Source organism: Sphingobium chungangianum (assembly GCF_977014255.1).
The window spans coordinates 1503003-1525317 of the sequence record NZ_CDRNIV010000006.1 but is presented as its reverse complement, the minus strand read 5'-3'; the positions used below and the strand labels follow the sequence as shown (position 1 = coordinate 1525317).

The 22315-nt window shown below is 63.5% G+C and carries 21 protein-coding genes, 1 tRNA gene and 2 pseudogenes; 16 read left to right on the top strand and 8 right to left on the bottom strand.

Features of this window, described 5'->3' with window-relative positions:
* Nucleotides 1–6 precede the first annotated feature (6 nt).
* The 14 genes and pseudogenes from ACWNC0_RS14575 to ACWNC0_RS14510 all read left to right on the top strand — a co-directional run bounded on the left by ACWNC0_RS14575 (nt 7) and on the right by ACWNC0_RS14510 (nt 12734).
* On the top strand, nt 7–2037 hold the full coding sequence (locus ACWNC0_RS14575; RefSeq protein WP_449472558.1) for a conjugal transfer protein TraG: 2031 nt from the start codon (nt 7–9) through the stop codon (nt 2035–2037).
* A gap of 41 nt (nt 2038–2078) precedes the next feature.
* Nucleotides 2079–2447: a CopG family transcriptional regulator gene (locus ACWNC0_RS14570; RefSeq protein WP_449472557.1), complete on the top strand. Its 369-nt coding sequence runs from the start codon at nt 2079–2081 to the stop codon at nt 2445–2447.
* Nucleotides 2444–3448: a P-type conjugative transfer ATPase TrbB gene (gene trbB / locus ACWNC0_RS14565; protein ID WP_449472555.1), complete on the top strand. Its 1005-nt coding sequence runs from the start codon at nt 2444–2446 to the stop codon at nt 3446–3448. The genes ACWNC0_RS14570 and trbB overlap by 4 nt, the downstream gene beginning before the upstream one ends.
* A 3-nt stretch (nt 3449–3451) precedes the next feature.
* Nucleotides 3452–3787, top strand: a complete 336-nt coding sequence (locus ACWNC0_RS14560) for a TrbC/VirB2 family protein (protein ID WP_449472553.1) — start codon at nt 3452–3454, stop codon at nt 3785–3787.
* Nucleotides 3784–4056, top strand: a complete 273-nt coding sequence (locus tag ACWNC0_RS14555; RefSeq protein WP_449472552.1) for a VirB3 family type IV secretion system protein — start codon at nt 3784–3786, stop codon at nt 4054–4056. Before ACWNC0_RS14560 ends, ACWNC0_RS14555 begins: the two co-directional genes overlap by 4 nt.
* Nucleotides 4050–6528: pseudogene (gene trbE, locus ACWNC0_RS14550) on the top strand (conjugal transfer protein TrbE). Before ACWNC0_RS14555 ends, trbE begins: the two are co-directional and overlap by 7 nt.
* Entirely contained in the window at nt 6525–7244 is a 720-nt protein-coding gene (trbJ, locus tag ACWNC0_RS14545; RefSeq protein ID WP_449472551.1) for a P-type conjugative transfer protein TrbJ, read from the top strand. Before trbE ends, trbJ begins: the two are co-directional and overlap by 4 nt.
* 133 nt (nt 7245–7377) lie before the next feature.
* Nucleotides 7378–8679 carry a P-type conjugative transfer protein TrbL gene (gene trbL, locus ACWNC0_RS14540; protein WP_449472550.1) on the top strand — a complete coding sequence of 434 codons (1302 nt, stop codon included), beginning with the start codon at nt 7378–7380 and terminating at the stop codon, nt 8677–8679.
* A gap of 2 nt (nt 8680–8681) precedes the next feature.
* The gene (gene trbF, locus ACWNC0_RS14535) at nt 8682–9515 is read left to right on the top strand and encodes a conjugal transfer protein TrbF (RefSeq protein ID WP_449472549.1); all 834 of its coding nucleotides are present in this window, start codon (nt 8682–8684) and stop codon (nt 9513–9515) included.
* Nucleotides 9512–10366: a P-type conjugative transfer protein TrbG gene (gene trbG / locus ACWNC0_RS14530; protein WP_449472547.1), complete on the top strand. Its 855-nt coding sequence runs from the start codon at nt 9512–9514 to the stop codon at nt 10364–10366. Before trbF ends, trbG begins: the two co-directional genes overlap by 4 nt.
* Nucleotides 10359–11591 (top strand): TrbI/VirB10 family protein, encoded by a 1233-nt coding sequence (locus ACWNC0_RS14525; RefSeq protein WP_449472546.1) that lies wholly within the window; start codon nt 10359–10361, stop codon nt 11589–11591. Before trbG ends, ACWNC0_RS14525 begins: the two co-directional genes overlap by 8 nt.
* 2 nt (nt 11592–11593) lie before the next feature.
* Complete coding sequence (locus ACWNC0_RS14520) at nt 11594–11830, top strand: DUF2274 domain-containing protein (protein WP_449472544.1); 237 nt, start codon at nt 11594–11596, stop codon at nt 11828–11830.
* A 6-nt stretch (nt 11831–11836) separates the two neighbouring features.
* The gene (locus ACWNC0_RS14515; RefSeq protein ID WP_449472542.1) at nt 11837–12061 is read left to right on the top strand and encodes a helix-turn-helix domain-containing protein; all 225 of its coding nucleotides are present in this window, start codon (nt 11837–11839) and stop codon (nt 12059–12061) included.
* A gap of 235 nt (nt 12062–12296) precedes the next feature.
* Nucleotides 12297–12734 (top strand): VOC family protein, encoded by a 438-nt coding sequence (locus ACWNC0_RS14510; protein WP_449472540.1) that lies wholly within the window; start codon nt 12297–12299, stop codon nt 12732–12734.
* Between the two features lie 161 nt (nt 12735–12895).
* Here the strand turns inward: ACWNC0_RS14510 and ACWNC0_RS14505 are convergent.
* The 6 genes and pseudogenes from ACWNC0_RS14505 to ACWNC0_RS14480 all read right to left on the bottom strand — a co-directional run bounded on the left by ACWNC0_RS14505 (nt 12896) and on the right by ACWNC0_RS14480 (nt 18776).
* Nucleotides 12896–12971: transfer RNA gene (locus tag ACWNC0_RS14505), tRNA-Lys, on the bottom strand.
* Nucleotides 12972–13095: 124 nt separating this feature from the next.
* Nucleotides 13096–14211: a rod shape-determining protein RodA gene (gene rodA, locus ACWNC0_RS14500; RefSeq protein ID WP_449472538.1), complete on the bottom strand. Its 1116-nt coding sequence runs from the start codon at nt 14209–14211 to the stop codon at nt 13096–13098.
* A complete protein-coding gene (gene mrdA / locus ACWNC0_RS14495) occupies nt 14211–16277 on the bottom strand; it encodes a penicillin-binding protein 2 (RefSeq protein WP_449472537.1) in 2067 nt (688 codons plus the stop codon). Before mrdA ends, rodA begins: the two co-directional genes overlap by 1 nt.
* The gene (gene mreD, locus ACWNC0_RS14490) at nt 16274–16801 is read right to left on the bottom strand and encodes a rod shape-determining protein MreD (RefSeq protein WP_196225982.1); all 528 of its coding nucleotides are present in this window, start codon (nt 16799–16801) and stop codon (nt 16274–16276) included. Before mreD ends, mrdA begins: the two co-directional genes overlap by 4 nt.
* Nucleotides 16798–17712, bottom strand: a complete 915-nt coding sequence (mreC, locus tag ACWNC0_RS14485) for a rod shape-determining protein MreC (RefSeq protein ID WP_449472535.1) — start codon at nt 17710–17712, stop codon at nt 16798–16800. Before mreC ends, mreD begins: the two co-directional genes overlap by 4 nt.
* Before the next feature lie 18 nt (nt 17713–17730).
* Nucleotides 17731–18776 (bottom strand): annotated as a pseudogene (locus ACWNC0_RS14480) (rod shape-determining protein).
* A gap of 159 nt (nt 18777–18935) precedes the next feature.
* Here ACWNC0_RS14480 and mutL point away from each other — a divergent pair.
* A complete protein-coding gene (gene mutL, locus ACWNC0_RS14475) occupies nt 18936–20714 on the top strand; it encodes a DNA mismatch repair endonuclease MutL (RefSeq protein WP_449472533.1) in 1779 nt (592 codons plus the stop codon).
* The gene (locus tag ACWNC0_RS14470; protein WP_449472532.1) at nt 20711–21253 is read left to right on the top strand and encodes a hypothetical protein; all 543 of its coding nucleotides are present in this window, start codon (nt 20711–20713) and stop codon (nt 21251–21253) included. Before mutL ends, ACWNC0_RS14470 begins: the two co-directional genes overlap by 4 nt.
* A 13-nt stretch (nt 21254–21266) precedes the next feature.
* On the opposite strand, the gene ACWNC0_RS14465 is transcribed toward ACWNC0_RS14470, so the two are convergent.
* Both ACWNC0_RS14465 and ACWNC0_RS14460 read right to left on the bottom strand, forming a co-directional pair.
* A complete protein-coding gene (locus ACWNC0_RS14465) occupies nt 21267–21728 on the bottom strand; it encodes a MaoC family dehydratase (protein ID WP_449472530.1) in 462 nt (153 codons plus the stop codon).
* 57 nt (nt 21729–21785) lie between these two features.
* Nucleotides 21786–22313, bottom strand: a complete 528-nt coding sequence (locus tag ACWNC0_RS14460; protein WP_449472528.1) for a DNA-deoxyinosine glycosylase — start codon at nt 22311–22313, stop codon at nt 21786–21788.
* Between the last annotated feature and the right edge of the window lie 2 nt (nt 22314–22315).

Below are 22315 nucleotides of genomic sequence, written 5' to 3'. Positions count from 1 at the left end.
CCCATCATGACCCCGACCAAACTGCTCATCGGTCAGATCCTAGTCGTGTTCGCGATCGTGATCGCGGGTATTTGGGCGGCTACCCAGTGGGCGGCCGCCATGCTGGCCCATCAGCCCCAGCTAGGGACGGCATGGTTCGTCCTGTTCGATGTGCGCGTCTATCACCCTTGGCAGATCTTCGGCTGGTGGTACCATTTCGATGCCTATGCCCCGGAGGTCTTCGATAAGGCGGGAGCACTGGCTGGCGCTAGCGGCTTTCTGGGGTGTGCCGCCGCGATCTTCGGTTCGTTGTGGCGCGCTCGCCAACAGAGCCACATCACCACCTACGGATCGGCTCGCTGGGCGACGGCACGCGAAATCGATCGCGCCGGATTGACCGGAAATGCCGGAGTCTTTCTCGGCCGTCATCATAGCCACTATCTCCGCCATGACGGCCCGGAGCATGTCATGGCTTTCGCACCAACGCGTTCGGGCAAGGGCGTCGGTCTCGTCGTTCCCACCCTGCTGAGCTGGACAGGCTCCGCGGTCATCCACGACATCAAGGGCGAGAATTGGGAGCTGACCGCTGGTTGGCGCTCGCGGTTCAGCCATGCGCTGTTGTTTAACCCGACCGATATTCGTTCCGCGCACTATAATCCGCTGATCGAGGTCCGCCGCGGCGAGCATGAAGTTCGCGACGTTCAGAATATCGCCGACATATTGGTTGACCCCGAAGGTGCGCTCGAACGCCGCAATCACTGGGAAAAGACCAGCCATTCGCTGCTGGTGGGCGCGATCCTGCACGTCCTGTACGCAGAAGAGGAAAAGACGCTCGCCCGCGTCGCGACCTTCTTGTCCGATCCGCAGCGCCCCTTCGTCGCGACGCTCAAGCGGATGATGTCGACCAATCATATCGGCACCAGGGATGCACCCCAGGTTCACCCGGTTGTCGCGTCCGCCGCGCGCGAGGTGCTGAACAAGTCGGACAATGAACGCAGCGGCGTTCTGTCGACGGCGATGTCGTTTCTCGGCCTGTACCGCGACCCAACGGTCGCCGAAGTCACCTCGCGCTGCGACTGGCGGATCGCCGACCTTGTCGAGGCCGGACGCCCCGTGTCCCTCTATCTCGTGGTGCCGCCATCGGACATCAGCCGCACCAAGCCGCTCATCCGGCTCATCCTCAACCAGATCGGACGCCGGCTCACCGAGCAGCTCGACAGCACGGGAAAGGGGAAGGGCAAGCACCAGCTCCTGATGATGCTCGACGAGTTTCCGGCGCTTGGGCGGCTGGACTTCTTCGAGACGGCGCTCGCCTTCATGGCCGGCTACGGCATCCGCGCTTACCTCATCGCGCAGAGCCTCAACCAGATCGAACGCGCCTATGGCGAGCATAATTCGATCCTCGACAATTGCCACGTTCGCGTCGCCTTCGCGACCAACGATGAACGTACCGCGCGCCGGATTTCCGATGCGCTCGGCACCGCGACCGAGCAGCGCGCCATGCGTAACTATGCCGGGCACCGCCTCGCGCCCTGGCTCGCGCACGTCATGGTCAGCCGACAGGAAACCGCGCGCGCGTTGCTGACGCCTGGCGAGGTCATGCAGCTCCCGGCGTCGGATGAAATCATCCTGGTCTCCGGCCTCTCGCCGATCCGCGCCAAGAAATTGCGCTACTATGAAGATCGCAATTTCGATGACCGCCTGGCGCCGCCGCCGGCGCTCGCCGACGGTCGCTATGTCGACCGACCACAACCGCGTTCCAACGAATGGGGCAGCTTCGTCCGCAAGCAGGATGCCCGGCTCGCACGCGCGGTCGATGCCATCGAAGCGGAGACCGAAGAGGGCGGTCTCGAACGGCAGCGTCACCCCGGGTTTGGCGAGGACGCCGCCGCCAAGCGTGAACAACCCAAGCAGCCCGACCTGCTGCCCCCCGATCAGGACGATGGCGACACCGCCGCCGACCAGCGGGCGATGGACCGTGCTCGCGGCCTGACGCCCGCAATGCGCGCCTACGGCATCGACCAGGGCAACAGCCCGCAACTGCCGCTGGGGCTCTGACCGCCGTGAAATTTCGTCAGAACCTCTATATCGACCGGCAATTGAGCGACGCGCTCGATGCTTTGGCGGCCAAGCCGGGCGCGACGAAGAGCGGGATCGTCAGCGACGCGCTCGCCGCCTATCTCGCGCGCCGCGGCTCGAAGGAGGTCGATGATCTCCTGAAAGTGCGGCTCGATCGCATGTCCCGCGATATCGGCCGCTTGGCCCGCGACATCGAAGTGCTCCTCGAAAGCCTGTCGCTGTTCATTCGTTATCAGCTGACCGTGACGGCCCCGCTGCCCGAAGCGGACCATGCTGCGCGCGCCGTGGGGCGCGAACGCTTCGAAGCCTTCGTCACCCAGGTCGGCCGCCAGATCGCCGGCGGCAAGCGCTCGATCGGCGCCATCGATGACGGGGAAGCGCAGTCATGAGCGAACTCGTTTCAGTCGAACGTCGCCGTGCGATGCTCAGGAGCGCGATGGGGCCAAGCATCGCCGCGGCACTCGCCGATCCGGCGGTCTTAGAAATCATGGTCAACCCCGACGGGGCACTCCGGCTCGACCGGCTCGGCGAAGGCCGCTGCGATACTGGCACGCGATATGAACCAGCCCAGGTCGAGCGGATCATCCGGCTCGTCGCCAGCCACGCCCGCACCGAAGTGCATGCCGCGGCGCCGATCGTGTCGGCTGAATTGCCGCCGCATGGCGAAGGGGCAGGGGAGCGGTTCGAAGGCGTGTTGCCGCCGGTCAGCCTCGCGCCCTGCTTCTCGATCCGAAAGCCGGCGGCGAAGATCTATACGCTGCTCGACTATGTGAAGGACGGCATCATGTCGCCCGACACCGCGCGGCTGCTCAGCCTTGCTGTCGTCGAACGCAAGAATATCCTTGTTGCCGGCGGAACCAGCTCGGGCAAGACCACGCTCGCCAACGCCCTGCTCGCCGAAATGGCCGATCTCGACGAGCGTGTGATCCTGATCGAAGATACCCGCGAACTGCAATGCGCCGCCCCCGATGTGGTGGCGTTGCGCACCCGTTCCGCTGGCGCGATGACGACCGGCGGCGTCACCATGGCCGATCTGGTCCGCTCGACGCTGCGGCTCCGTCCCGATCGCATCATCGTCGGCGAAGTGCGCGGCCGCGAAGCGCTCGACATGTTGAAAGCATGGAACACGGGACATCCGGGCGGGATCGCCACCGTCCACGCCAACAGCGCGACGTCCGCGCTCTACCGGATCGAACAGCTGATCCAGGAGGCGGTGGTCACCGTGCCGCGACGCCTGATCGCCGAGGCGATCGATCTCATCGTCTTCATCTCAGGCCGCGGCCTTGCCCGCCGCGTCGAGAGCCTCGCGCGCGTCGCCGGCGTCGATCCGGATGGCGGTTACGCCGTCGTCGACCTCATCGATCCCAGCCGCATTTCTGAAGGAGACTGACCCATGCGTGCCATTCCTATTCCCTTGCGCTCCAAACCGATTTTCGTTCTCGCCGCCGCCGGGCTCGGCATCGCCATCGCGGCGACCGCGCAAGCAGCGGGCTCGGGCATGCCGTGGGAGGAACCGCTCCAGCAGGTGCTGGAATCGGTTCAGGGCCCGGTCGCCAAGATCGTCGCGGTAATCATCATCATTGTGACCGGGCTGACCCTCGCGTTCGGCGAGACGGCAGGGGGCTTTCGTCGCCTCATCCAGATCGTCTTCGGCCTGTCGATCGCTTTCGCCGCGTCGAGCTTCTTCCTCAGCTTCTTCAGCTTCGGCGGCGGGGCGTTGATCGCATGATCGCCACCGGAACCCATCTGGAGGGGTTCGAAGCCCCGCTCCATCGGTCGCTCGCCGAGCCGATCCTGCTCGGGGGCGCGCCGCGCGCGATAGCGATCGTCAACGGGACCGTCGCCGCGGCGCTCGGGCTGGGCTTGCAGCAATGGGTCGCCGGCATCGCGATGTGGGCGGTGGGGCATACGGTCGCGGTGATGGCGGCGAAACGCGATCCCGATTTCGCGCCGGTGCTCGTCCGCCACCTTCGCCAGCGAGGGCATTTCACATGCTGATGCTGCACGAATATCGCCGCCGCGCCGACCGGCTCGCCGATCATTTGCCCTGGGCGGCACTCGTTGCGCCCGGCGTGGTTCTCAACAAGGACGGCAGCTTCTTGCGTGTCCTGCGATTCCGCGGGCCCGACCTTGAATCCGCGACCGAAGCCGAACTTCTTGCGGTCTGCGCACGGGCGAACAATGTCCTGAAGCGTTTCGGTTCGGGCTGGGCGCTGCATATCGAGGCCGACCGGCATGAGGCGCTCGGATATCCTGCGAGCGAATTTGCCGATCCGGCTTCCTGGCTGGTCGACGAAGAACGCCGCGCCGGCTTCGAAAGCGCGGAAGCGCATTTTGAGAGCGTCTATTATCTGACGCTGACGTTCCTGCCGCCGCCCGACCAGGCGGACACTGCCGGGCGGGCGCTGGTCGAGCGCAGCGACGATACCAAGGGCCGTGACTGGCGGCAGACCCTCGCGGCCTTCATCGCCGAGACAGAGCGCGTGCTCGATCTCTTCTCGGGGTTCATGCCCGAGGTGCGGGCGCTCGACGACGGTGAGACGCTCTCCTTCCTACGCGGCACGATCTCCGACCGGCGCCATGACGTCGCGGTGCCCGAGACGCCGCTCTATCTTGATGGGCTACTCGCCGACACGCCGCTCGTCGGCGGCCTCGAGCCGATGCTCGGCAATGCGCATATCCGTACGCTTACCATATTGGGTTTCCCGAACCTCAGCCGGCCCGGCATCCTCGATGCACTCAATCATCAAGGTTTCGGCTATCGCTGGGTGACCCGCTTCATCGCGCTCGACAAAACCGACGCCACGAAGGCGCTAACCAAACTCCGCAGGCAATGGTTCAACAAGCGTAAGTCCATCACCGCGCTCCTGCGCGAGGTGATGTACAATCAGCCGGCGCAGCTGCTCGACAGCGATGCCGACAACAAGATGCTCGATGCCGATCTCGCGCTCCAGGCGCTCGGCGGCGATCATGTTGCCTTCGGTCATCTGACGACGACAATCACGGTCAGCGACACCGATCGCGCCCGCGTCGAGGAAAAGGTCCGAGGCGTCGAGCGGATCGTCAACGGCCTGGGCTTCACCTGCATCCGCGAGAGTTCTGAATGCGGTCGAAGCATGGCTCGGTTCGCTGCCAGGCCAGGTTTACGCCAACGTCCGTCAGCCGCTCGTCCATACGTTGAACCTCGCGCATCTGATGCCACTGTCGAGCGTTTGGGCGGGACCGGTGGCCAACAAGCATCTCGGCGGACCGCCGCTGCTCTATGCCGAGACGAGCGGTTCGACGCCGTTCCGGCTCTCCACCCATGTCGGCGATGTCGGCCACATGCTGATCGTGGGGCCGACCGGGGCGGGGAAGTCGGTCTTGCTTGCGCTGTTGGCGCTCCAGTTCCGCCGTTATCCGGACTCCCAGATCTATATCTTCGACAAAGGCTATTCGGCGCGTGCCGCGGTGCTGGCGATGGGCGGGGCGCACCATGCGCTCGGGCTCGGCGGCGACGGTGGTGATGCTGATGGCGAGGAGAGTGGTCGCGCGATCGCTTTTCAGCCGCTCCGCCATATCGACCGCGGCGACGAACGGGCATGGGCGGCCGAATGGATCGCCGCCTTGCTCGCGCACGAAAAGCTGCTCGTGACCCCTGAAGTTAAGGAGGCGCTCTGGTCGGCCCTGACCAGCCTTGCGACCGCGCCCATCGAGGAGCGCACGCTCACCGGCCTTTCGCTTCTGCTGCAATCGACGGCGCTGCGCTCGGCTCTCGCACCCTACACGCTGGAAGGACCGTTCGGACGGCTGCTCGATGCGGCAGAGGACGATCTCGCCATCGCGGATCTCCAGTGTTTCGAGACCGAGGCCCTGATGGGGCAGGCGAGCGTCGTCGCGCCGGTGCTCACCTATCTGTTTCACCGGCTGGAGGCACGTTTCACTGGCAGGCCGACTCTACTCATCCTCGACGAAGCCTGGGTGATCCTCGACCATCCGCTGTTTGCCGCGCGCATCCGCGAATGGCTGAAAGTGCTGCGCAAGCGCAATGTCGCGGTCGTGTTCGCGACGCAGTCGCTCGCCGACATCGCGGATAGTATGATCGCGCCCGCGATCATCGAAAGCTGTCCACAGCGCATCCTGCTGCCCAACGATCGCGCGATCGAGCCGCAGAGCCAGGCGGCTTATGTTCGATTCGGCCTGAATGCACGCCAGATCGAACTCGTCAGCCGCGCGACTCCCAAGCGCCATTATTATCTCCAGTCCGCGCGCGGCAACCGGCTCTTCGAGCTCGGTCTTGGGCCGATCGCGCTCGCGCTTTGCGGCGCATCCGATCCCGACAGCCAAAAGCGCATCGACGCGATCCTCGCCGAGCAAGGGCCGTGCGATTTCGCCGCCCGCTTCCTCGAACGGGCCGACCTCGCATGGGCCGCTCGATTGCTCGCCGATTTCCCCAGCCCCTTGTCCCCCGAAGAAGGAGAAGATGCATGAAGAAGATAGCTTTTGCCGTACTGGCGGCATCGCTCGCACCGATCACGATTGCGGTCGGCCCACCGGCGCACGCCGTGCCGGTGTTCGACAGCGCCAACTATTCGCAGAATCTGCTCACGGCGGCGCGGACCCTCCAGCAGATCAACCAGCAGATCCAGTCGCTTCAGAACGAGGCACAAATGCTCGTCAATCAGCGCAAAAATCTGTCGAAGATCGATTTTCCGCAGATGAGCGCGCTCGAGCAACGGCTTCGGCAGATCGACCGGCTGATGGGGCAGGCGCAGGGCATCGATTTCCGCGTCGACCAGCTCGACGATCAGTTCCGCAGGGACTTCCCGGCCAGCTTCGACCAGCTACTCCGCCGCGATCAGCGGCTCGCGACCGCGAAACGGCGGCTCGACAGCGAAATGGCGGCTTTCCGCCAAACGATGGGCGTCCAGAGCGAGATCGTCGAGAATGTCCGTGACGATGCCCAGATGCTCAAATCGATCGTCGACAAGAGCCAGGGCGCCGAAGGAGGCCTGCAGGCGCAACAGGCGACCAACCAGCTGCTCGCGCTTGCGACCAAGCAACAGTTCCAGATTCAGCAGCTGATGGCGGCCCAATTCCGCAGCCAGTCGCTCGAGGCTGCGCGACGCGGACAGATCGAGCGCGAAGCGCGCGAATCCACCCGCCGGTTCCTCGGCGACGGCAAGGCCTGGACGCCCCCGCGCTGATTCCGGCGTGACCGTTTGGGGCAGGACGGGCCGCACCGCTCCCCCGCCCATGCCTGTCCCGTCGCGGGGACTGCCGCGGCAGTCCCTCTCCAGCCGCCGGTCCCCGCGACAAAATTCAAGAAGAAGCCCGAACATGGACGATCTCAACGTAATCGATCAATTCATGCAAGCGTTCATCGCCTATATCGACAGCGGCTTCGGGCTGCTGGGCGGGGATGTTGGCTTTCTGACCACGATCCTGATCGGCATCGATATCACGCTCGCCGGACTGTTCTGGGCACTGGGCGGCGAAGACGACGTCATCGCCAAGTTCCTCAAGAAGATCCTCTATGTCGGGGTCTTCGCGCTAATCCTCAACAGCTTCTCGACCTTGTCGGAGATCATCTTCCGCTCTTTTGCCGGGCTTGGCCTGACGGCGGGCGGCGGCACGATCACCGCGGAGGATCTGCTTATGCCCGGGCGGCTCGCCGGTACCGGTTTTGAAGCCGCCGCGCCGTTGCTCGATCAGGCGGCCGAGCTGGTCGGCCCGATCGCTTTCTTCGATAATTTCGTACAGATCGCGGTACTGATGATCGCATGGGTGATCGTGATCGTCGCCTTCTTCATTCTCGCGATCCAGCTCTTCATCACCATATTGGAGTTCAAGCTCACCAGTCTGGCCGGCTTCGTCCTGGTGCCCTTCGCACTCTGGAATCGCACAAGCTTCCTGGCCGAACGCGTACTCGGCAATGTCGTGAGCTCCGGCATCAAGGTGATGGTGCTCGCCGTCATCGTCGGCATCGGCTCCAACTATTTCGCTGATTTCACGAGCGCTATCACCGGCGACGAGGTGTCGATCGAACAGGCGGTGTCGCTGATGCTGGCAAGCCTCGCGATCTTCGGCCTTGCCATCTTCGGACCCGGCATTGCCTCCGGCCTCGTGGCAGGCGCGCCGCAACTCGGCGCGGGTTCGGTGCTCGCCACCACGGTGCTCGCCGGTGCCGGTCTTGCCGCTGGCGGCGCGGGGGCCGCTGCGGCCGTGCGTGGTATGGCCGGTGCGGGCCTGAGCGCGATCCGCGCGGGGACGTCGATGGGTAGTGCCGCGTCGACGGCCTATAAGCTCGGACAGGAAACCTCGGGCTCGTCTACGGTCGCGGCTGGTCTGGGCGGCATGGCGACCGCCGCCAAAGGCGCCATAGCCAATCGTCTGAAATCATCGACCGGCCTCGGTGATGCCGCCGAAAAGGGTCGGCAGGCCGCATGGGCTGCCGGTTCTCCTCCTGTCGCTTCGGCGGGACAGGCCGCCGCCGCTAACGCCGAAGCTGCTCCGGCCTGGGCGCGCCAGCTTCATGCCAGCCAGAACGCGCGTCAGCGCCGGCAGATGGCGGTTCACACCATCCAGTCAGGTGATCGCGGCGGCGCTTCCGCCACTCCCGACATCAAAGAGAAGGACTGACTATGCGATGGAAACGCACTGTGCAGCGCTATGGGCAGACGCCCGAACCCGAGACTCCGTACCAGCGCGCCGGACAATTATGGGATGAGCGGATCGGCGCAGCGCGGGTGCAGGCCCGAAACTGGCGGCTGATGGCGTTCGGCGGGCTATTCCTGACCACCGGCTTGTCGGGCGCGCTCATCTGGCAGTCGATGCAGAGCCGGGTCGTTCCATATGTGGTCGAGGTCGATCGGCTTGGCGCCGCGCAAGCCATCGCGCCCGCCGATGCGGCCTACAAACCCACAGACCCACAGATTGCCTGGCATCTCGGCCGCTTCATCACCAACATTCGGGGGCGGTCGCTTGATGCGGTGCTGATGCGCGAGAACTGGCTCTCGGCCTATGATTTTGCGACCGAACGCGGCGCGCTGTTCCTCGGTGAATATGCCCGCGCTGCAAATCCGTTCGCAGAGGTCGGTCGCCGAACTGTGTCGGTGCAGATAAACAGTGTCGTTCGTGCGTCGAATACATCGTTCCGCGTTGGCTGGACCGAACGCGAATATGAGCGCGGCAGCCTCGCGAGCACCTCGCGCTGGACCGCGATGGTGACGGTCAAGCTGCGTCCGCCGCGTTCGGCCGATATCCTCCGCAAGAATCCGCTCGGCCTTTATGTCGAGGCGATCGACTGGAGCCGCGAGCTCGAGACGCCGGCCGATGGACAACCGCCGCCGGTTCCCGCGCCAGCACCGCCGTCCTCGTCCGCACCGGCTACCAATTTCCCCCTCGGCTCGCCGCTCGATCCCGGCTTTGGACAGCCGCTCGAACCCGAGCAGACCCCGGAAAGGAATTCCCAATGATCCGATCGCTCCTCATCTCGGCAAGCTTGTTCGTGTTCGTCATGCCTTCCGCTGCCCAGACACGCGAGACCTCATCGCCAACGTCTCGTGTCACCGCCGCGAACCGGGCGTCGCTGCGTGAGCCGTCGAGAACCGGCTATATTCACGCCATCCAAGTCTATCCATATTCGGAAGGCGTGCTCTACCGGCTCTACGCCGCGCCCGAGCGCGTGACCGACATCGCGTTGCAGCCGGGCGAGACTGTCACGTCGGTTGCGGCAGGCGATACCGTGCGGTGGACCGTCGGTGATACGACGAGCGGCAGCGGAGAGAGCCGGCGCACGCATGTCCTTGTGAAGCCCTTTTCCGCCGGGCTGCGCACAAATCTTGTTATCACCACCGACCGACGCGTCTATCATCTGGTGCTGGAAAGTACCGCCGCCGCGGCAATGGCGGCACTGTCCTGGACCTATCCGCAGGACGAGTTGGTCGCGCTGCGTCGAAGTCAGGCAGCGGCCGAAGCCGCCGCGCCGATCGCATCAGGTCTCGCCGTCGAAAGCCTCAACTTCAACTATGCCATTTCCGGCGACAAGCCTGCATGGCGACCGCTGCGCGCGTTCGATGACGGGAGGCAGACCTTCATCGAATTTCCGGCAAGCATCTCCGTGGGCGATGCTCCGCCGCTGTTCGTGACCGGTGACAATGGCGAAGCCCAACTGGTCAACTACCGCATCGCTGGCCGCTATTATGTCGTCGATCGCCTCTTCGGCGCGGCTGAGTTGCGGCTCGGTGGCAAGCGCCAGAAAATCGTCAGTATCGAGCGTTCTCCGGCATCGCGGGCGCACAAAGGAACAGGAGGGCGCCGTGACTGACCCGGCAGTCCCTCCCGCGATCGCAGCAGCGCCCGCCAAAGTGGATCCGGAGACCTTGGTCCTGCGCGCTGCGCCGGCCCGCGTTACCCGCTTCCGGCGTGGAGCGATCGTCGCCATCGCGGCAGCCGGATCGACGGCGCTCGTCGGCGTCGCTTGGCTGGCGCTGAAGCCAGCGACCTTGAACTTGATCGCGTCGAGCGACGACAAGCAGATCGCGACGAAGGCGCCGCCCGATGCCCTTGCTGGCGCGCCGAAAAGCTATGGCGACGTTCCCCAGCTTGGGGTGCCGCTTCCCGGCGACCTCGGGCGGCCGATCCTGAACCATCAGCGTGCCATTGGAGCGGATGCCCCGTCGGGTGCCATGACTGACGCTAGCCAGCGCGCCGCGCAGGAAGCCGAAACCGAGCGACAACGCATCGCCGCCGAGCAGCGGGCGGCGCGGGAATCGAGCGTGATGGTGCAGATTGGCGGGACGACGCAGCGAACTGCGCAGGTAGCGCCAGTATCCGATTTAGCCGCCCCTGGCGCTCCCACGAACGTATCGTCCTTGGATCCTGCGCGTGATCCAAATGGGCAGGAACGAAAGAACGGACTGGTTGGCCGATCAAACGCGGGAGATGACGTCAATCCGCATCGGCTGAGCGCACCTTCATCGCCTTATACATTGAGCGCGGGCAGCATCATCGCCGCCAGCTTGATTACCGGACTGAACTCCGATCTGCCTGGCTTGATAACTGCGCAAGTGACCGAGAACGCCTATGACAGCGTGACTGGGCGAACCTTGCTTATCCCACAGGGCTCGCGACTAATCGGCAGCTACGACAGCGTGGTCGCGTTTGGGCAGAGTCGGGCGCTTCTCGTTTGGCAGCGGATCATTCTTCCCGATGGTTCGTCGATCCGAATCGACAATGTGCCCGCTACCGATACCGAGGGCTATGCTGGTCTTTCCGATCGGATCGATCGCCATACCTGGCAACTACTGAAAGGCGTCGCGCTGTCCACGCTGCTCGGTGTCGGCACGGAACTGAGCTTCGGCAACACCGAGAGCGATCTTGTCCGAGCCATCCGCGAATCCGCCCAGCAGAGCGGCGCACGGGCAGGGGATCAGCTCGTGACACGGAACCTCAACATTCAGCCGACGCTGCGGGTCCGACCCGGCTGGCCGCTCAGGATTGTCGTGCACCGCGATTTGGTAATGCGTCCGTGGAACGAGGTGAGGAAATAGCGATGGCCAGCATCAAGCTTCGCAAGCTGCCCGACCGGATGCCTGTGCGACTGACCGTTACGCTGTCGCCTGCGTTGAAGGAGGCGCTCGACCAATATTGTGAGTTCTATGAGAAGGCTTATGGGCGTGCGGAGCAACCGGCAGAGGTTGCGTCAGCGATACTGGCCCACTTTCTCGAAAGCGATCGAGCCTTTCAACGTGCGCGGCCAAAGCCTGGCCCCGGCACACCGTCGGATTGAACCAACATGGCGCGTGCAGGGAACAAGGAGGATCGGCTTTCTCCGATCGACTGCCTCACGGTGCGGATTCCTGACGCCGCCCAAATGCTGGGAATTGGTCGTTCGACCTTTTACAAGCTGATGCGGGCAGGGGAGGTCGAAACCATCAAGCTCGGCAGGAGCACGCTAATTTCGGTTACGAGCCTTGAAGCACTCCTGAATCGGCGACGCGGCACCCGACCGTCCCGTTGATTGCTGGTGCCGCGTTTAGACCACTGCACGCATACGTTGGCTCCCACTTTGGGCCCGAAACCAGACGTTGTGCTGACGATGTGAGCCGGTCGCATTCAGCTATTCGTGCATTCGCCGGAATGTCTACAATCTGGCGCTCCCCGTCGTCCACTTTCGACCAGACGATTCCGGCAAGCCGGTGTTATTACGCTCGACTGTGCGGGCTAGATGGAGCGGCAGCTGGGAGATTGAAACTATGGCCGTCAAGCGGATGGATAATATGGGGATCGTCGTCGAGGGTCTCGATGAGACGGTCGATTTCTTTCTCGAACTCGGCCTCGAACTCGAAGGTCGCGCTACGATCGAAGGCGAATGGGCCGGGCGCGTTACAGGCCTGGGCGATCAGCATGTCGAGGTCGCCATGATGCGCACGCCGGACGGCCATAGCCGGCTAGAAATATCCCGCTTCGTCAGGCCAGCTGTTGCCGCGGATCACCGAAACGATCCGGTCAATGCTTTGGGGTACCTCCGCGCCATGTTCGCGGTGGACGACATCAACGACACGCTTGAACGCCTCCGGGCGCGCGGCGCAGAGCTCGTGGGCGAAGTCGTCGATTATCAGGACGTGTATCGGCTTTGCTATATTCGTGGGCCGGAAGGGCTTCTCATCGGGCTTGCGCAGGAACTCCGCTGACGGAGGCAGTGCCGGCCGCTTCGGCATTCCTTCCCACCGTTGCGAGCCCGCGAGGCGAACAGAGGGTGGAACCTATACGGAACCTATAGCAGAAACTAGGTTCCATCAGGTTGAGGGGACCCCGAAGGGGTCGTTTAACTCACTGATATTACTGGGAGATTTGGTGGACGCACTAGGGCTCGAACCTAGGACCCGCTGATTAAGAGTCAGCTGCTCTACCAACTGAGCTATGCGTCCACACTCGCTTTCGGATCGCTCCGTTTGGAGCCTCGCCTTGGCGTGGCCGGGCGGTTAGCATTATCCTCCGGCTTTGCAAACAGTAAATCGCCGCAGTGCGGAAAATTTTGGGTAGCGGCTGCTTTCAGCCCCAATTTCCGGGCCGTCTCCCGCCCCGTCGGCTGGACCGGTCAATGGCCATGATGATCCCGATGCAGAGCATGACGGTCAACATGGACGACCCGCCATAGGACATGAAGGGCAGGGGAATGCCGACGACAGGTGCCAGGCCCATCACCATCATGAGGTTGATCGCGACATAGAAGAAAATCGTCGTGGTCAGGCCCGCCGCGACCAATCGCGCATATTTGTCTTGCGCGCGCAGCGATACCCCAATGCCCCACCGAAAGAGCAGCAGGAACGCGCCGATCAGGAATATCCCGCCGACGAGACCCCATTCCTCCGCCATGGTGGCGAAGACGAAGTCGGTATGCCCCTCGGGAAGATAATCCAGGTGGCTCTGGGTCCCCTTCAGGAAGCCTTTGCCCCAGATGCCGCCCGACCCGATCGCGATCTTCGACTGGCTGATATGGTAGCCTGCACCCAGCGGATCGCTTTCCGGATCCATGAAGATGAGCACGCGCTTTTGCTGATAGTCGTGCAGGAAGCTAAAGGCGATCGGGATGATCGCCGCCATCACCAGGCCTGATCCCACGAACAGGCGCAGCGGCAATCCGGCCAGGAACATGACCGTCACGCCGCCCGCCGCGATCATCGTCGCTGTCCCTAGGTCTGGTTGTACCAGAACCAACGCCCATGGCACACCGATGAGGACGAGTGCGGGCCATATCGCTGTCCAACGGCGGATTTCGCCTACCGGAAGCAAAGCATAAAAACGCGCGACTGCCAGCACGATCATCGGCTTCATGAATTCCGATGGCTGCAATTGCATGAAGCCAAGGTTGATCCACCGCTGACTGCCGCCCGCAACGCCGCCGATCAGTTCGACAAGCACCAGCGAGATCAGAATGGCGCCGTAGGCCGGAAAGGCGAAGCGCGCGAAAAGCTCCAGCGGCACCCGGCTTATGGTGAAGGCCATCACCGAAAAGATAATGAACCGCACGCCCTGGTTGATCGCCCACGGCGTGATGCTGCCGCTCGCCGCGCTGTAGAGCACGAGCGTGCCGAACCCCGCGATGGCGATCAGGATCGCGAGTACGCGCCAGGGGAATTCCGTCAGCGGCTGAGGAACGATGCCCATCAGTCGGCCACCGTGTCGGAGCCGGGCGGCGGGGGCGCATCATCTTCCGCCGCGGGCGACGGCGACGCCGGGGCGGCCGCGTTGAAGGAATTCGTTGCCTGGGCGGCATTGGCGGCCTCTGGCGGCGCCTCGCCCTTTTCGATCGCCTTGGCGAGGCGGAACGCGGCCATCTGGCGGGCCATTCGCTCGGCGGGTGGACCGCCCCAGCCTTTTTCCAGCGTCTCCAGCTTTTCTATCGCCTTCGCCTGGTCGAAAAGGAAGGACATTGTGTCGCTGGCAATCATCGGCGCATCCTCTGCCCGGATCGTGTGGCCGCCATGTTCGATGATGCAGGCGATTGCGTAGCGGGGATTGTCGAACGGCGCGAAGCCCTGGAACAGGGCGTGATCGCGTAGCTTGAAGGGTAGGGAGGCGTTGCCGCGCACGCCGCCTGCGCGCTCTGACATGGTGATGCGCCGGACCTGTGCTGTACCGGTCTTTCCTGCCATGAGGACGCCGGGAATGCTCATCCGCGCCGCGCCGCCGGTGCCGCCACCATTGACGACGGCGCTCATGGCATCACGGATAGTGACAAGATGTTGCTCCGCAACGCCGACAGGGGCCGGTTCCGGCCTATGAGCGCCATGGATGAAATTGGGCATCAACTGACGGCCGGTAGCCAGACGTGCCGCCATGACCGCCATCTGGAGCGGATTGATGAGCATATAGCCCTGGCCGATCGTGGCATTCACGGTGTCATAGACCTGCCACTTCTGCCCATATTTCTTGAGCTTCCATGCCGGGTCGGGCACTGTGCCATAGCTTTGGCTGGGGAAGGGCAGGGAAAATTTCTGACCCATGCCGACACGATGCGCCATGCTGGCAATGCGGTCCATCCCGATCCGCTGGGCCATCTGGTAGAAATATATGTCGCAGCTTTGCGCAATGGCGCCCCGCATGTCGAGCGCCCCATGCCCGCGCTTTTTGTGGCAGTGGAACAATGTGTTCCCCACTCTGATCGCTCCGGGGCAGTTCACACGGTCGGCAGGAGAGATGCCCGCTTCCAGAAGGGCGAGCGCGACCATCGGCTTTACCGTCGATCCGGGCGGATATAGGCCTTGCAACGTCTTGTTGCGAAGAGGAATATGATCGTCGCTGGACAGCATTTGCCATTCCAGATGGCTGATACCATCGGAAAAGCTGTTGGGATCGAAACTGGGCATGGAAGCCATGGCCAGCACGTCACCATTCCGGCAATCGATGACGACGACCGACCCACTCTGTGTGGCCAGCCGCCGTCCCGCATATTCCTGCAACCCTGCATCGATCGTCAATTTGATGGATTGACCGGGTGCGTCGGGCCGGGTGGTCAGTTCCCGCACGATCTTGCCCCGCGCTGTGACCTCGACCCGCTTCGCGCCGGGCTTACCCGTCAGTTCCCTGTCGAACGATTTTTCGAGCCCGTCCTTACCCACCTTGAAGCCGGGCGTAATCAGCAGCGGGTCCCTGCGTTCCTCAAAATCCTTGGCCGATGCCGCACCTACATAGCCCAGCAGATGACCCACGGTCGCACCAGCGGGATAGTAGCGCGAAAAGCCTTGGCTGGGCGCAACCCCCGGCAGGTCGGGCAGACGGACGCTGACGGCCGCGAACTGATCATAGGTAAGCTTTTCGGCCACCTGCACGGGGCGGAAGCCGGGTGCCTTTTCCAGTTCCGTCTGGATGCGCTCCACCTCATCGGGGGGTAGCGAGAGAAGCTGCGTCAGGCTGCGGATCGTGCCTTCCGGATCGGTCACGCGTTCGGGGATCAGATCGACGCGAAAGTCCGTCCGGTTATTGGCCAGCGCGCGGCCGTTCCGGTCCAATATCCAGCCACGACGCGGCGGAATCAGAGTCAGGTTAACCCGATTACTTTCAGAGAGGAGATTATATTTCTCGTTTTCCGCGACGCTGATCCAGCCCATGCGGCCGATCAGCATGGCGCCCATTCCTGCCTGCAGCCCGCCTACCACCATTGCCCGTCGGGTGAAGGTGAAGGACAAGGATGCTTCGTTAACGGTCTTACGCTTGAGCTTGGGCAGCTTCATGCCATCACGCGCCAGCGATCGATCCGGGCGCATTGCCGCACCACGAAGGGGAAGAGCAGGATCGTCCAGAGCATTTGTGGGGCGACCAGTTCCAGCTTGATGTTTCCTCCGCCGGTAATCCGAGCAAAGAACAGGCCACCGGCGATGCAGAAGATAATGGCTGCCGCCGCGATTAGCCAGTCCTGCCGATAGCTGCGCCACACCATGCGATGTTCAACCGCGTCGATGCCGATCAACATCATGGTCCACAGGAACATCGCCGATCCGATCGGCTGCCCGCTCATGATGTCGTCGAACAGGCCGAGTGGAACGCCGATCCAGACGCGCCACAATTCCGGCCGCAGCAACCGCCATGATAGCAGCAGCAGCAGGCCGAAGGGCGGCATGACCGGCGCTTGTGCGATAACCGGCAGGACCGTGATGGACGATCCGAGCATGACCGTGATGACCGGCGTCCCTGTCAGCCGAAAATTGGACGGGGTGCGGCCCAGCTTGGGAACATGCTGGAGGTGTGGGTCGATCATGGCGCGCTGGCGTTCGCCGCCGCTTCTGCTGGTGCCGCTTCAGGCATAGTGGGGCTACCGCGCGTCACGACCTCTTCAAAAGAGCGTTCGACCACCACCGCATCTACCTTCGCTGGATTGGCGAGCGGCACACCGTAGGCGATCTCGCCTGCTATGCGCACGACAACCGCAACCGGAATATTGGGTTGATATATGCCTCCGACACCCGATGTGACGAGGATGTCGCCCGGGCTGAACGGATTTCGGCCGGCCGCCAGCGAACGGATTTCGACGGTTCCATCTCCCAGCCCGGTTGAGATGGCTGCCACGCTGTCCGTAGCGCGGCGAACCGGCACGATGTTGCTGCTGTCGGTCAGCAGCAACACATCAGCCGTGTTGGGCGTCACGCTGTGGATGCGGCCCACCAGGCCCTCGGATGCGCGCACGGGCATGCCGGGGCGGACGCCTTGCCACCGGCCGGCGTTCAGGCGGGCGAAACGGCGGGCGCTGGAGGAAGAGGAGGATATCAGCCGCGCCGTGAGCAGATCGCTCTGATCTTCATCGACCAGCTTCAACAGCCTCTTGAGGCGCAGATTTTCCTGCGCGATCGCCTTCGCCTCGATGATGCGATTGCGATCCGCATCCACTTGATGGCGCAAGGCGATATTCTGTGATCCGGCGCGCCAATAGGCGGTCAGCACATCGTCGAGCGAACTTGCCCCGCTCACCATGTTGCGCAGGCCGAGCGACGCGGGGCGGGAGATTTCCGCCGTAACCATACGGATCGCCGCGAATCCTGTGGGATCGAAAATTGCCACGGCGATCAGCAGCAAGCCAGCAGCCGCACCCGTCACCGCCACAACATAGCTGGCAAACAGGCTGTACTGCGCCTTGCGGTTATGGCCGGGACGTCGGCTGGATGGCCGCGCCATGCAGTGGTCCCCCTGACCTTAAGCGGTCTGCAGCACGCCTCGGAAGATCGGGTCCTCCATCGCGCGGCCGGTGCCGATGGCAACACAGGTCAGCGGATCTTCGGCGATCGTGACGGGCAGGCCAGTCTCGTCGCGCAATTCATCGTCCAGGCCCTTCAGCAGCGCGCCGCCGCCAGTCAGAACGATCCCCTGATCGACAATGTCCGCCGCCAGTTCCGGCGCAGTATTTTCCAGAGCGATCCGGACACCCTCGACGATGGTGCTGATCGGTTCGGCCAGCGCGTCGGCGATCTGCCCCTGGTTGATCGAGATTTCCTTGGGAACCCCGTTCACCAGGTCGCGACCCTTGATGTGGATGGTTTCGCCCACGCCGTCTTCGGGGGGCTGAGCCACGCCGAACTGCTTCTTGATGCGCTCGGCGGTGGCCTCACCGATCAGAAGATTGTGGTGGCGGCGGACGAACGAAACGATCGCTTCGTCCATCTTGTCACCGCCGACGCGTACGGAAGTGGTATAGGCAAGACCGCGAAGAGAAAGCACCGCGACTTCGGTGGTGCCGCCGCCAATGTCTACGACCATCGAACCGATCGGCTCGGTCACCGGCATGTCCGCACCGATCGCGGCAGCCATTGGCTCCTCGATCAGGAAAACCTGCGAAGCGCCCGCGTTGCTCGCCGCATCGCGAATCGCGCGGCGTTCGACGCTGGTGGAACCGGAAGGGACGCAGATTACGATCTCAGGGAAGCGCCAGGGCGCGACTTGCCGCCATGCACCTTCGTGATGAAGTGCTTGATCATCTGTTCGGCGACATCGATGTCCGCGATCACACCATCACGCAGCGGTCGGATCGCCTCGATCGAATCAGGCGTCTTGCCCATCATCAATTTGGCATCGTCGCCCACGGCCTTGACCCGTTTCACGCCGTTCAGTGTCTCCACCGCCACGACCGATGGCTCATTCAGTACAATCCCGCGGCCCCGCACATAGACGACGGTGTTCGCCGTGCCGAGATCGATAGCCATATCCTGGGAGGAGAGTTTGAAAAGTCGCGAAAAGATCGACATGCTTGTTCCTGTTCAGCCCGCCCGTCCCGGCGACGCGAACCGGGGCGTTCGGAGGTCCCTGCCACGTTCCGCCGCCCCTGTCACCATTCCGTGTGATGAGGCAAAATTTTCGGGGGCAACGGCTCGCGGAAAGCGCTCGCTTGGGCTAGTCACTAATCAATGTCAATACGCCGCCTGCCCGAACATCTGGTCAACCGTATCGCAGCGGGTGAAGTGGTCGAAAGACCCGCCAGCGCGCTCAAGGAAATCGTGGAAAATGCGCTGGATGCCGGGGCAAGCCGCATTTTCATACGGTTAGGCGGCGGCGGGCTCGACCGTATTGAGGTCAGCGACGATGGCTGCGGCATGGCGCCTGACGAGATCGCACTGGCGCTGGAGCGACATGCGACCTCGAAATTGCCCGACGATGCGATCGAAAATGTATCGACCTTAGGCTTTCGTGGGGAAGCACTGCCATCCATCGCCAGTGTTGCCCGGCTTTCTATCGACAGTCGGCCCAAGGGCCAGGATGGCTGGAACCGCACTGTCGATAATGGCGCGCTACTGTCGGAGGGACCCGCTGCCCTGCCGCCGGGAACCCGCGTGACCGTCGAGCAACTCTTTGCGCGGGTGCCCGCCCGCCGCAAATTCCTGCGCTCGGCCAAGGCGGAATATGCCGCCTGCCTCGACATCGTCCGCCGCCTGGCGATGGCCCATCCGTCTGTTGCCTTCACCATGGAGCATGACGGCCGCCGAGCCGTCGCCGTGCAGGCAGTAGAAGCGCGGGAGGATCGGGTGGCCGCGCTCACCGACCGTGCGCTTGCCGAGAATCATGTGATAGTCTCGCTTGAACGCGAAGGCGTCCGCTTGTCAGGGGTCGCCTCGCTGCCAACCTATAATCGGGGCGTGGGTGACCATCAGTTCCTCTTCGTGAACGGCCGCCCGGTTCGCGATCGATTGCTTATTGGTGCGGTGCGCGGTGCCTATGCCGACATGCTGGCGCGCGACAGGCATCCCGTGGTCGCCCTGTTCCTCGACGTTCCGCCGTTGGAGGTGGACGTCAATGTCCATCCGGCAAAGACCGAGGTCCGCTTCCGTGATCCAGCCATGATCCGGGGCATGATCGTTTCAGGCGTACGGCGCGCACTCGATGCGGAAGGGTTCCGATCCGTGCAGCAGGCCGACCCGGCGAGCCTTTCCGCCTGGAGGGCAGAGCCTGTGTCACCCACCCCCATCAATGCGCTCCCCATCTTCGAAGCTGCGTCAGCATCTTACACGCTCCCCGCCGCCGCATTCGCCGACCGCCGCCCTTCCTTCTTCGCCCCCCCGCCGCAAGCGCGTGCGGAACCCGCTGCTGCCCCTGCGCCGGAAGGAACCAGCTTCCCCCTTGGCGTGGCGCGTGGGCAGGTCGCCCGCACCTATATCGTCGCTGAAGCTGAGGACGGGCTTGTGATCGTTGATCAGCACGCCGCCCATGAGCGCCTGACGCTTGAACGCATGCGCCGCGCGATGGAGGGGCAGGGCGTCGCCGCGCAGGCGCTGCTGCTGCCCGAGGTGGTCGAACTGGACGAACCTGCCTGCGACCGCCTCGAAACGCGTATCGATGAGTTGCGCGACTTCGGCCTCGAACTGGAGCGGTTCGGTCCCTCCGCCATGCTCGTGCGCGCGGTCCCCGCAATGCTGGGGCAGGGCGACGTGCAGGGGCTCGTCACCGACCTCGCCGATGATCTGGCCGCCTATGACGAGGCGCTGTCGTTGAAGGAACGGCTCGATCTCGTCGCTGCGACGATGGCATGCCACGGATCGGTACGCGCCGGTCGTATGCTGAGCGTCACGGAAATGAACGCGCTGCTGCGGGAGATGGAAATCACGCCACGCAGCGGCCAGTGCAACCACGGCCGTCCGACCTGGGTGAAGCTGGGTCATGGCGACATCGAGAAGCTGTTCGGGAGGAAATGACCATGCGCATGATCGCCTGCTTGGCTGCCTTGAGCCTGTCCGCGCCCGCCCTTGCCGCAAAGCAGGGCGCTGATCCATGCCGCAATGCGCCGCTTCCCCCTGAACCATGGACGAGCTGGAACCAGAGCGGCACGGAGGCAGCGGCGGGCGAAGCAGCTTCCGCGCCTCGACTGATCCTCGGCAAGCCCATCGTCGCAACCTTGCGTCCTTCAGCGCAGGTCCAATATGCTGTGAAGCCGAGGCATCAGCAGCCTAAAAGCTATGGCGGCTTATTCAGCTTGGCGATCAAGGCCCCCGCACGGGTGGGCATAGGCCTGTCCGGTTCCGCGTGGGTCGATATTGTCACCGGCCGCAGCGCAGGTCCCTCTGCCGCCCATGGTCATGGTGCCGCATGCTCGGGCATTGCGAAGATCGTCTGGTTCGATCTGCCGCCGGGCCTGCACCTCATTCAACTGTCGAACTCGGCAGCCAGCCAGATCCGCCTGATGGCTGCGGATGCTCTCGCCAACCAGCCGCTGCCGCCAAAGCGCGACAGATAGGCTGCCGATCCGTTCAGTTCGGACGCGTGCGAAACATCGTGATCGGCATCAGCGTCATGACCGGTTCGTCATGCTGGTTGAAGATCGTCACCTTGCTCTTGATGATGCCCATCTCCGGCCTGCTGCGCGAGGCCTTCTTTTCCACAACCTCTGATGCGCCCCGCAGCGTGTCACCCGGTCTGACCGGCCGCAACCAGCGTAGTTCATCTATGCCCATGGCACCCAGGCTTGCATCCTGATGTCCGCCAGCCTGCATTTTCGCGACGAACATCTTCATGAACAGCGCAGTGGTGTGCCATCCGCTGGCCGACAGGCTGCCAAAATGCGTTTCTGCCGCAGCTTCGTCTGAAAGGTGAAAGGGCTGGGCGTCAAATTCAGCGGCGAAGGCAATGATCTCGTCCCGGCTGACGGTGATTGAACCGAACTCCAGCTTGCTGCCGACTTCCACATCTTCGAAATAGACAATCTCGCTCATGATCCAGCACCTTTCATGTTGCAGACGATCTAGGCGGGCCTTACGTTTACGTCAATGTCAGGATGGCGTGATCCATTGGCGCAGCGTCCGCCACAGCTCTGCCTTCTTGTCGCGGGATAGCATGGCGTTAGCGCCACTGCTGGATGGCAGGTCGATTAAGGACAGCCCCGTGTCAGCGCCGATCTGACGGCGGCCATGCACAGACGCCGTCTTGCCGTTGAAGGCAATCGCCCGCAGCGCAGGCAGGCGCGCGATAAAGGCGCCTAAATCCCGAAGTTCCGCGCCACGGATCGCGCTGTCGAGGCTGCCTTCCCGGTCTGCGCTCTCGATCACGTCCCACAAACCAACGCCTCGCCCACGTAAACGCTTCAGCCGCATGGCATAGGGCAGGGCGCGCAAATCCTCGCCCAGCACATCGCCCATCAGCGACCAGAAAGCGTTGCCGCGATGGGCATAATATTCGCCCTGTCTGATCGAGGCATCGCCCGGAAGGCTGCCAAGGATCAGCAGCGTCGTGCGTTCATCGACGCTCGGTGGAAAGGCGGCCTTGCGCTGGGCCGGAATCTGGCCGGGCCGCAGCGTCACGG